At 41.2% G+C, this 11206-nt stretch carries 12 protein-coding genes; 5 read left to right on the top strand and 7 right to left on the bottom strand.

The genetic code is table 11. The features are described 5' to 3' along the window. Positions 1-64: 64 nt before the first annotated feature. The 7 genes from CXF64_RS17375 to pspF form a co-directional block, all read right to left on the bottom strand. Complete coding sequence (locus CXF64_RS17375; RefSeq protein ID WP_101217619.1) at positions 65-556, bottom strand: VOC family protein; 492 nt, start codon at positions 554-556, stop codon at positions 65-67. Positions 557-641: 85 nt separating this feature from the next. Continuing rightward, entirely contained in the window at positions 642-1403 is a 762-nt protein-coding gene (locus CXF64_RS17370; protein ID WP_010553756.1) for an ATP-binding cassette domain-containing protein, read from the bottom strand. Beyond that, positions 1403-2395, bottom strand: coding sequence for a peptide ABC transporter ATP-binding protein (locus CXF64_RS17365; RefSeq protein ID WP_007580952.1), 993 nt, complete (start codon positions 2393-2395; stop codon positions 1403-1405). The genes CXF64_RS17370 and CXF64_RS17365 overlap by 1 nt, the downstream gene beginning before the upstream one ends. Next, positions 2396-3289: an ABC transporter permease subunit gene (locus tag CXF64_RS17360; protein ID WP_007580954.1), complete on the bottom strand. Its 894-nt coding sequence runs from the start codon at positions 3287-3289 to the stop codon at positions 2396-2398. Further along, positions 3276-4310: an ABC transporter permease gene (locus tag CXF64_RS17355; RefSeq protein WP_101217618.1), complete on the bottom strand. Its 1035-nt coding sequence runs from the start codon at positions 4308-4310 to the stop codon at positions 3276-3278. Before CXF64_RS17355 ends, CXF64_RS17360 begins: the two co-directional genes overlap by 14 nt. Beyond that, entirely contained in the window at positions 4310-5917 is a 1608-nt protein-coding gene (locus CXF64_RS17350; RefSeq protein WP_010553755.1) for an ABC transporter substrate-binding protein, read from the bottom strand. Before CXF64_RS17350 ends, CXF64_RS17355 begins: the two co-directional genes overlap by 1 nt. 15 nt (positions 5918-5932) lie before the next feature. Continuing rightward, a complete protein-coding gene (gene pspF / locus CXF64_RS17345) occupies positions 5933-6997 on the bottom strand; it encodes a phage shock protein operon transcriptional activator (protein WP_024607852.1) in 1065 nt (354 codons plus the stop codon). Positions 6998-7183: 186 nt separating this feature from the next. Here pspF and pspA point away from each other — a divergent pair, with 186 nt between their 5' ends. The 5 genes from pspA to CXF64_RS17320 all read left to right on the top strand — a co-directional run bounded on the left by pspA (position 7184) and on the right by CXF64_RS17320 (position 11051). Next, on the top strand, positions 7184-7843 hold the full coding sequence (gene pspA, locus CXF64_RS17340; RefSeq protein ID WP_002958333.1) for a phage shock protein PspA: 660 nt from the start codon (positions 7184-7186) through the stop codon (positions 7841-7843). A 72-nt stretch (positions 7844-7915) separates the two neighbouring features. Then, positions 7916-8149, top strand: a complete 234-nt coding sequence (pspB, locus tag CXF64_RS17335; RefSeq protein WP_024612319.1) for an envelope stress response membrane protein PspB — start codon at positions 7916-7918, stop codon at positions 8147-8149. Beyond that, positions 8146-8547 carry an envelope stress response membrane protein PspC gene (gene pspC / locus CXF64_RS17330; RefSeq protein WP_024596503.1) on the top strand — a complete coding sequence of 134 codons (402 nt, stop codon included), beginning with the start codon at positions 8146-8148 and terminating at the stop codon, positions 8545-8547. Before pspB ends, pspC begins: the two co-directional genes overlap by 4 nt. Positions 8548-8610: 63 nt before the next feature. After that, positions 8611-10029 carry a YcjX family protein gene (locus CXF64_RS17325; protein ID WP_101217620.1) on the top strand — a complete coding sequence of 473 codons (1419 nt, stop codon included), beginning with the start codon at positions 8611-8613 and terminating at the stop codon, positions 10027-10029. Beyond that, a complete protein-coding gene (locus tag CXF64_RS17320) occupies positions 10026-11051 on the top strand; it encodes a TIGR01620 family protein (protein WP_101217617.1) in 1026 nt (341 codons plus the stop codon). The genes CXF64_RS17325 and CXF64_RS17320 overlap by 4 nt, the downstream gene beginning before the upstream one ends. Positions 11052-11206 lie beyond the last annotated feature (155 nt).

The following is an 11206-nucleotide window of genomic DNA, read 5'->3' as shown; positions in this document are numbered from 1 at the left end:
TATTGTCTTAAATAAAGTTGGTATATTCCCAATTCGCTTAATTAAGTATTATTGCGGATTGGTATTAATTACCTCTGGCAATAAACTCAATCCGATTGCCGCTAGGCTCTCTTATCATCATATGTTGGGTTGGACCGTTACCTAAGTTTTCTGGTGCAAACTCTATAGTAATATTATTTTGCATTTCTAAGTGTGTATGTAGCTCGCTTAACTTTTTGATACTTTCAACACTGAGTGCTAAATGATGTAAGCCCACATTTTCTGCCCGATTAAACTCCACACGTTTTTCATCATTTTTTACGCGCCATAATGTAATGGTTATTTTATTGTTTGATAAAAAATAAGCGGGGTAGGTTGGATCACTTCCTAGCGTTTTAAAACCAAGTACATCAGTAAAAAATGCTTTGGATGCATTTAAGTTTGATACGGTTAAACCTAAATGATCAACGCCACCAACCCAACTTTTTGAGGTAGAGTTTTCGTCAGCTATTGAGGTTGTTGATAGCAGTAGTAACGCTAACGATGAAATGCCTGTTAGTAATGTTTTTTTTAGCATAGATCCTCTTTATGGTTTTAGTTGTTAAATTGCGCATTTAACAAAGACCTTCATAAAGGAGATTACATTACACGCTAGGTTGCGTTTAGCAGCTAAGTAATCGCTGCGTTACTTTTGATTGGGGATTTTGGAAAACGTCTTCAGTAGGGCCATATTCAACCACTTCGCCTTTATCGAGTACAACCACATAATCACTGATGTGGCGCACTAGACTTAAATGATGGGTGATCATCACATACGTAAGGCCTGTGTCGCGCTGCAGCTTAAGTAATAAATTCACTATTTGAGCGCGTATAGAAGGGTCTAAAGACGAAACGGCTTCATCAAGCACAATCACCTTAGGATCTAAAATTAATGCACGAGCAAACGCAACACGCTGTAGTTGCCCCACACTAAACATATGCGGGTAGTAGTGTTTATGATCGATTAACAAACCCACCTTTGAAAGCGTTGCATCAATCTTTTCAGTGCGTTCACTAGCATCAAGTTCAGTATTATATTGCAGGCAATCATCAAGCATTTCGCCAATGGTTAACCCCGGGTTGAGCGATGCAGCTGAATCTTGAAAAATCATACGAATATGGCGACATTGATTATCGCGTACGCCATTATCTTCGATAATATTATTCTCGAGCAAAATTTGCCCGCTATCAGCAGTATCAGCTCCAGAAAGTAGTTTTGCTAATGTACTTTTACCTGCACCTGTTTCACCAATTATGGCAATACTTTCGCCTTTACCGACACAAAACGAAATATTTTTAAGTACTTCAAACTTTTTACGTGAAAAAAGCCCAGCTCGCACATTGAATGTTTTAGATAGTGCTTGTACTTTTAGTAGCGGCTGCATTATTTCATGTCCTTAATTAACGGAAAATGGCACGCATAACTATGACCATGATGCTTAGTAAGGGTGGGAGTTACCACGCAGGCTTTTTGTGCTTGCGGACAACGCGGCCCTAGGCGGCAGCCAATAGGCAAATGTTGCAGAGTAGGGATAGTCCCTTTAAGTGCATAAAAAGGTTCTTTATGCGCTAAACCTTGTTCGTAGTCTGGCAAGCTTTTTAGTAATGCTTGCGTGTATGGATGGCGAGGCTGTTTAAATATTTCATGGGTTGGGCCTGCTTCAACCATTTGCCCGCAATATAAAACATGAATGCCATGCGACCAATGTGCAATCTCTTCAAGTTCATGAGAGATCATCAAAATAGACATGTTTTTAAGTTGGTTTAAGCTTTTTAGTAGTCTAAATACTTGTGCGCGAGTTGTGCTCTCAAGTGCTGTAGTTGGCTCATCTGCTATCAATAGCTTTGGAGTGCGGGCAATGGCCATCGCAATCATTACTTTTTGACATACGCCTTCTGAGAGCTCATGAGGGTAACTACTTAGTACTGCTTCGTGGTTTTTAATGCCCACTTTATGAATAAGCGCTTTTACTCTGTCTTTTCTCTCGCGGTTGCGCTTTAAAAAGAAACCTTTAGTTGCGATCTCTGGCAATGTTTCGGCAATTTGGTCAAATATTTTAGCGGTTGGATCAAGGCAGCGACTTGGATCTTGATAGATCATCGCTATATCTTGGCTTACTATTTTACGGCGTTTCTCTGGACTTAAACGCATTAAGTCTACGCCGCGCCAATGAATACGGTCGGCAGTAATGTCCCAGCGTTCGTTCAATACACCAATAATCGCTTTTGCTATTAGGCTTTTACCAGAGCCAGACTCGCCTACAAGCGCATGTACTTCGCCTTCTTTTAAGCTAAAACTCACTCTGTCTACGGCTCTAATTACAGTTTCAGAGGTACGTAGTTCAATTGTTAAGTTACGAACATCGAGTAATTGCATTTAATCAGCCTTACGTGCTTTTAGCACTTGTCGCAGGCCATCGCCTACTAAATTAGTAGATAACACGGCTAAAAATAACAGTATACCAGGTAGCGCTACAGTCCACGGTGCTAAATAAATGAGGCCTAGGTTTTCGGCTAATATTGCGCCCCATTCGGTCGTCGGTGGCTGAGCCCCTAATTTTAAAAATCCCAGTGCTGAAATATCTAATATAGCGGTAGAAAGCGCCATCGTGAATATAACCACAATATGCTCATAAATATTAGGAAAAATACCACGCGATATAATATGCCAATTAGACGCACCATCTAGTCTAAACGCAGTAATGTAATCTTTACTTAATTCATCAACAATCAGGTTACGCACTGAGTGAATAAACTGCGGCAGTAATGCTAAAATAATTGCCCATACGGTATTCATTAAACCCGGGCCGAGTATGGCGATTATTATTATTGCCAGTAACAAAGAAGGAATAGAAAGCGTTATATCAAGCAAGTGATTTAAAAAGCTTGAACGCAGCCCTTTACTAATCCCTGCAAAAGTACCCACTAACACACCAAAAATAGTCGTGATTAGGGCGGCTACAACAGAGAGGCCAAACGTATACGTAGCACCATTCATTAAGCGCGAGAGTACATCACGGCCTAAATCATCGGTACCTAAAAGAAAGCGTACATCGCCCATTTCTCGCCACGATGGCGGAATAAGCAGTGCATCAGTGTGTTGTTGGTTTACACCATACGGGGCTAAAAAAGGAGCGGTGGCGGCTAATAGTGCAAACGCCATAAATATCCATAAACCAACCAAAGCAGGGTGGTTATTTTTAAACTTTCGCCAAAATCGCGCCAGTGGCGATTTATTCGACTCTTCAGAAAATAAATTAAACTTTGCCATGGGCCTGATTCCGCGAGAGTGGATCGAATAAAGTGTAAGTAAGCTCAGCTGTAATAGAAGCTAAAATAACAAATAAAGACACTGCCATTAACCCGCCTTGAATTGCAGGGAAGTCACGCTGATAAATACTATCGATTAACCATCGGCCAATACCCGGCCACGAAAAAATAACTTCGGTAATCATCGCAAGCGTTATTAGCGTACTAAATTGCAAACCAATTTGCTTAATTACCGGCAGTAATGCATTACGCAGTGCATGGTGCATGATAAGTTGGCGGCGGTTAAGGCCTTTTGCCCTAGCTGTTTTAATAAAGTTTTGATCCATTACTTTAAGCATAGACTCGCGAGTAAAGCGCACTAATACAGTGGTTGGATACATAGCCAGTACAATAGTCGGAAGTGTTAAATGGCGCAGCGCATCAACAAAGGCCATTCCTTTATATGGAAAGCCAGCCAGTGCAATATCAATTAAAATAAATCCAGTACTGGCGGGTATTTCGTAAAGGAGCCCCATTCTGCCCGACATAGGAAACCAGCCAAGCTTTAATGAAAAAACCATTATTAATAACAATGCGAGCCAAAATACAGGCATTGAATAACCCACCATAGTGGTAGAGTTTATAAGCTTGTCGGGCCAACGTTTATGATACCCAGAGCCTAAAATGCCAGTCGGTACACCAATAATAACCGATACAATTAATGCGTATACGCTTAGCTCTAAAGTAGCCGGTAGCAAATCAACAATATGGCTAAACACACTATTACCAGAGGCAAACGAAAGCCCCCAATCACCCTGAAATATTCGCCCTAAAAAGGCAATGTATTGCATAAAGTAATTGCTGTTATATAAATATTTGTCTTCAAGCTCACTATGCTGTGCAAAGTTACTACTTGGTATGCCGCTTAAATTACTTAGCGGATCACCGGGAAATAAATACGCCAGTGAAAACGTAAATACGCTGAGCATCAGTATCATAAAAAAGAACAAACCAAGGCGACGTAAAATATAATCTAAGATCATTATTTTTTCCTCGCATTGGCAAGCGAAATAGCGCCAAATGGGCCAAGTGTTATGCCTTCCACGTCGGCGCTACTCGCTTGAAAGCGCAGGCCATGAGCAATCGGTAATAACGGCAGCTCTTGAATAATTAAGCTTTGTGCGTCTTCGTAGTATTTTTTACGTTTGTTTAAATCAGTAGTGTCTAGTGCTTGAGTAAGCAATAAGTCAAATTGGGGATTACACCAGTTTGCTGGGTTTTTACCACTAAAAGTAGCGGTACAACTCAGCAGTGGGCTAAAAAAGTTATCAGGATCGGGTGTATCTGCGGCCCAACCAAGTAATACACTGTCGTGCCTATGCTCGCCAATACGTTGAATAAACGTGTTCCACTCATATTCTACAATGCTTACATTAACGCCCACTTTGCGTAAATCACTTTGCATAAGCTCAGCCATTTTTCGCGCGTTAGGGTTATAAATACGACTCACAGGCATAGCCCATATCGTCATATCAAAGCCATCAGGTAAGCCTGCTTCAATTAGTAACTTTTTAGCAAGTTCTGGATCAAACGTAGGTATATCTTCTTGTGGCTCAAATGCCCAAGAGGTTGGCGGCAAAATAGATTGTGCGCGAGTACCATTACCGTAATAAACCGCCTGCATTATTTTATCTACATCTATTGCATGTGCGAGTGCTTGGCGTACGCGCAAGTCGTCAAACGGGGCACGTTCTGTATTAAACGCCCAATAACCTATATTTAAGTTCGTTTCTTTTTCAACGTTTATATCATCACGTTGCGCTAAAATACTTAATTGCGCACTACTTGGATGAGCCGTTACATCGCACTCTTTAGTCAGCATTTTTGCTATACGCGTAGTGCCGTTAGGGGTTATGTCGTAAACCAATTGTTCAAGTGCAACGTCGTGCTTCCAATAAAGTGGATTACGGTAAAAGCGTACAAGGTGATCTCGGCGGTATTCTTTATAAATATACGGGCCAGTGCCAATAGGGTACTGATCAAATAAGTTTTCTTCGTTTTTTTTCTTAAGTTCCATGGCGTATTCTTCTGAAAGCACCACGGCAAAGTCAGTGGCCATATTAGCTAAAAAGCTGCTTTCAGGATTAAACAGTTCAAAACGCACTTGGTAGTCAGACACGCGCACAATTTTACGAATGAGTTGATCAATCCCCACACTTTGAAAATACGGGTAATTGGCATCGCCCACAAAGTGATATGGATTGTATACATCGAATAATCGGCTAAAGGTGAATATAACGTCGTCGGCGTTAAAATCCCGCGATGGGGTAAAATAAGAAGTTGTATGAAACTTTACATCTTTACGCAAGGTAAAGGTAACCGATTTACCATCTTTACTAATTTTCCAATCGGTCGCCAGCTCACTTTGAAATTCTGCCGTAACAGGGTCAATGCTAATTAAACGGTCGTATAATTGGTTAGCAATTATATCAATAGTTGAACCGGTGGTCGTGACTTGCGGATTAAACGACACAGGGTTAGCTTCAGCGCAATAAACTAAGCCTTGGTTTTTTTCTTCTATGATTTCTTCTTTGCTATCAAGGCAACCAACTAAAGTGGTGGCAAGCAAAACAAGTAATAATTTATGCACCCGCATAACCTCTGACTATTGTTGATCCAACAAGTTGTATTTTTTAAGATAACCACGTAATTGATGATACGTTAAACCAAGTACTTCTGCAGTTTTCTTTTGATTAAATTGGCTATGTTCGAGCGCTTTATTAATCATGTTTATTTCAAAGTCGTTAGAACGCTCTTTTAAGCTGCACGGAAATTGAATATCGACGGCTATATTACCGCTTGCTTGAGCAATCGGCGGCGCAACAACAATAGGCTCGGCATTAACAGTTTGAGCCGCTATAGGTGCTTTAATGCGCGCTTTTGGTCTAAATGGGCTATCGAATGGGTCTAAAATAATCTGGTGAACGGGGATATGTTCACTACCGTGGCGATATAAACTGCGTTCAACCACATTTTTAAGTTCACGAATATTACCAGGCCAATCATAACTAAGCAGTGTTTCTGTTGCGCTTCGGGTAAAACCGCTAAACAGTTCCCACTCTAAATCGCGCGCCATATTCATCGCAAACTGCTCAGCAAGAAGCATAATATCGTCTTGGCGTTCGCGCAGTGGCGGCAGGGTAATTACATCAAAGGCAAGGCGATCGAGTAAGTCACTTCTAAATTCACCTTGCTCAGCCAAATAAGGGAGGTCTTCGTTTGTGGCACACACTAAGCGTGTATCTACTTTTACAGTTTGTTTGCCGCCAACACGTTCAAACTCACCGTATTCTATAACGCGCAGCAGTTTTTCTTGTACCATAGCTGAGGTATTAGCTAATTCATCTAAAAACAGTGTGCCGCTGTTAGCGCGTTCAAAACGACCTTCGTGGCGTTTGCTTGCCCCCGTAAAAGCACCGCTTTCGTGGCCAAACAATTCACTTTCGAGTAAGTTTTCGTTAAGTGCTGCACAGTTAAGTTTTACGTAGTTTTGATCCCAACGCTTTGATAAAAAGTGTAAGCGTGCTGCTATTAGCTCTTTACCTGTGCCGCGTTCACCAATAATAAGTACCGGTTTATCTAAATTAGCCAGTTGCGATACCTGATCTAATACAGACAGAAAGCTATCTGATTGGCCGAGTAAATTATCCTGTTGGCGATATTGGCTCATATTTCCTAACTCTTGGTCATTTTTACTAACAGTTAGTGTATTTCATAAGTCGGGATAACTAAAGAAATTTGTATATTTAGTTTAACGTAATGAAAATAAAGTGTATTTTAACTTTTAAAAAGTTGGCAAGCATATTGATACTAGTTATAGCAGACTAACTAAGTTTTAATTACAGAGGTAAATGTTATGGGAATTTTTTCACGTTTTGCAGATATTGTTAATTCTAATATCAACGCCATTTTAGATAAAGCAGAAGACCCAGAAAAAATGGTTCGTCTGATTATTCAAGAAATGGAAGATACGCTTGTTGAAGTACGTTCTACATCAGCTAAAACATTGGCTGAGAAAAAAGAAATCGTACGCCGCTTAGATACGCTTAAAGCACAGGTAAGTGATTGGCAAGATAAAGCCGAACTGGCTTTAAGTAAAGACCGCGACGATTTAGCGCGCTCAGCCCTACTTGAAAAGCAAAAGTCGGCAGATGCCGTTGCTTCAGTCGCTAGTGAACTTGAACATGTAGAGTCTCATATTGAGAAATTACAGCAAGAAGTAACGACACTACAAGAAAAGCTAGCAGATGCGAAATCTCGTCAAAAGGCAATTATACTTCGCCAACGTTCGGCTGAGTCGCGCCTTGAAGTGAAAAAGACACTTGATAGCTCAAAAGTAGAAGACGCACTTAACCGCTTTGAACGTTACGAAACTAAAATTGATGGACTAGAATCTCAAATTGAGTCTTACGATTTAGGTAAAAAGACGTTAGCGGACGAAATTGCTAATCTACAAAAAAATGAAAAGATAGATGATGAGCTAGCCGAACTTAAAAAGAAGCTAGCTGATAAATAATTACATATAAAAATATATGGGGCCCATGTGCCCCAGCTTAAAAACATCAAAACGGATTGTCAGGAGAGGATTATGTTTGATCCAGAGATACTAGTTGCACCATTTATCTTGTTTATGATTTTTGTTGCCCCGCTGTGGCTAATTTTGCACTACCGTAGCAAAAAACAAGTAAGCCAAGGTTTAAGTGAACACGAACATCGCCAGTTACTTGAGCTTGCACATAAAGCCGAAAAAATGGCAGACAGGGTTGAAACACTTGAAGCATTGCTTGATCAAGAGTCACCACAATGGAGACGTAAAGTATGAGTGCCAAACGCGAATTATTAAGAGACCCACAACGCGGTAAAATAGCTGGAGTATGTGCGGGATTAAGTGACTACTTTAATATGGAGTTATGGTTAGTTCGCATTATATTTGTTAGTGCGGTACTGCTAACGGGTGGCCCATTATTTGTGGTAGCGTATATTGCAGCCTGGTTCATTTTAGATAAAAAAGAGCCCGCAACAGCGCAAACAAAAAGCTCAACTAAAACTGACGATCCGCTAGAAGTAAAATTTAAAGTATGGCAAAAGGGCGAGCCACCGCGCCGCGCATTGCAAGATTTAAAAGAGCGTTTAACGCGTGTAGATACTCGCCTTCAAGATATGGAGCGCCATGTAACTTCAAGCGAGTTTACGGTGAGCCGTGAAATTAACAAACTTTAAAGGATTTAATAGCACCTTATTTGCAGCGTGATAAATTACGGCAAATTAGGTGCAAGACACTTTATGAGCCAATCATTTGCAAAAAAGACCTTTAAAAGCATTAAAGGCAAAGCACAAAAAGCCCTTCATCGCAGTTTAGACCAACACGTAAAACTTGCCGTAACTGGCCTAAGTGGTAGTGGTAAAACAGCCTTTATTACCGCGCTTGTTAAACACTTAACAACCCAAGCAGACGATAAAAACTTACCTTTTTTTGATGTAATGCGCGAGCACCGCCATGTTGCCACTAAAGTTGTGCCGCAAGAGGCGTTAAAATTTCCTACGTTTAATTATACGCGCGCGCTAAATTCATTATTACCTAGCGATGGGGCGCCTACATGGCCTGCATCAACCGAGCGGATTAATACGCTGCGCTTGGCAATAAAGTATCAAAGTAACGCAGGGCTGCGCGGCCACTTTTCGCCGCAATCAACGCTTTATTTAGATATTATTGACTACCCCGGTGAATGGCTCCTTGATTTACCTATGCTTGAGCAAAGCTATTCTCAATGGTGCGAGCAGCAATACCCGTTATTAACTCAGCCTTCGCGCGTAAACACATCAAGTGATTTTTTAATGGCCGTTGAGCAACTTGACTTAAACGCTCCCGTTGATGAAAACGCACTTGCTCATATTGCTCAGCTTTATCAAAGCATGTTAGTAGGGCTTAAAAAAGACACCAAACTTGCCATGTTACAACCTGGGCGCATGCTAATGCCTGGCGACTTACAAGGCGCGCCATTGTTATTGTTTTTTCCGGTATCGGGTGAAGTAAATAGTGACGATGTTGTTGCGGGTTCTAATTTAGCGCATTTAATTAAGCGCTTTAACGCTTATATAAAAGAAGTTGTAAAACCATTTTATAATGAGCATTTTAGACACTTCGATCGCCAAATCGTACTTGTAGATGTACTTAGTGCATTAAACGAAGGGCACGAAACACTCCAAGAGCAAAGCAGTGTAATAAACCAATTACTCGCACACTTTAACTATGGCGAGTCGGGCTTTTTTAAACGTTTATTTAAGCCCAACATAGACAAAATATTATTTGCAGCTAATAAGTCAGATCATATAAGTGCTAAGCACCATAAAGATTTAGCACTGCTACTTGATTCGCTCGTGCATGAGCAAAGCAATCATTTAAAGTTTGATGGTGTAAAAATAGAAACCATGGCTATGTCGTCAATTACAGCAACGCAGCCGCGCCAAATTGCCGACAAAGGCCAAACGCTTGACTGCATTTACGGTAAACCATTACACGAGCCTGATTGGCTTACGTATTTACCGCCGCAACCTCCCTCGCGGATGCTTAATAAAAGTGAGTGGCCAGCACAGGGATTTGAGTTTTTATCGTTCTCTCCAATGCCGAGCCCCGATAAACAACTAAAACATATTCGATTAGATCATGTCATGCAGTACCTGCTAGGAGACAAATTAACATGAGTGAGTCAAACCAACCATTTCAAGCAGGGCGTCGCATAGATACGCAAAGCATTGAGCAAAACGAACCCGTTTTAGCACCTGCAAAAATTATTCAGCACGGACAAAGTGATTACGAAGAACTTGAAGATGAAGCACTAGAGCCAGAAATAGATCTAGAACCAGTGTACAAAAAGTCAAAGTGGCAAACGCTTAAAGGTGTTTTTGCTATTAGTTTTATAGTACTGGTGCTTTTAGAGTTTGCGTACTCGTTAGTATTTGCTTTCGAGCAGTCAATTATTTTAGGCAGCGTTTATTTAACAGCAGTTGTAAGTGGCGTGCTGCTAATAGGGCGCTTATTGTGGCGAGAGTACCGAATGCTGCGCAGTTTAAAGCGTAACCAATTGCACCGAGTTGAAGCCGACAGGCTTTTAAACAGCGAGCAAGTAGGCGGTGCATTACCTTGGCTTGAAAAGCTTAATAAACACCAGGAGCTTGATAACTTTGAAACCTTTAAAAACCAAGTAGCGACGCATCACAGCGACAAAGAAATAATGACGCTGTACGCCAATAGTTTATTAATAACCCAAGACACCAAAGCTAAAAAGCTTATAAATCGGTTTGCGACTGAATCTGCACTGCTAGTTGCCCTAAGCCCACTTGCGCTGGTGGATATGATGGCTGTGCTTTGGCGCGGTACTAAGTTAATAGAACAAATTGGTAAAATTTATGGCATTGGTTTTGGCTACGCGAGCCGTATACGGTTATACCGTATGCTGATAAAACAAGTAATGTTTGTAGGCAGTGCTGAGCTTGTATCTGACCTTGCTGCAACTGCATTAAGTGCTGAGCTTTTAGGTAAGCTTTCGGGGCGGGCAGCGCAAGGTGTCAGCGCCGGTATTTTTACAGCGCGTATTGGTTACAAAGCAATGGAGCTTAGTCGCCCATTACCACGGCTTGAAAACAAACGCAGCTTACTAAAAGGCACTGTGCAAAGCATCGCAGGTAAAATTATGAGCCGTAAAAAGGCTGAACCAACACACTAGGGTCTGTTGAACTTTCTAGGTTAAATTTGCAGCAGTCTGTTTGGTATTTAGGCAAGGCAGAGCCTATGTAGTGTGGTTATTCCCCATAAATGGGTGATAACGTAGCATTAATGCTAAACAGGCGCTGCCCGTTGGGTTCTTTCTAGGGACGATAA

This window comes from Pseudoalteromonas sp. GutCa3 (genome assembly GCF_002836155.1).
Classification (GTDB): domain Bacteria; phylum Pseudomonadota; class Gammaproteobacteria; order Enterobacterales; family Alteromonadaceae; genus Pseudoalteromonas; species Pseudoalteromonas arctica.
Note: the sequence above shows the minus strand (reverse complement) of the source record. Positions and strands in the feature narration are given on the sequence as shown.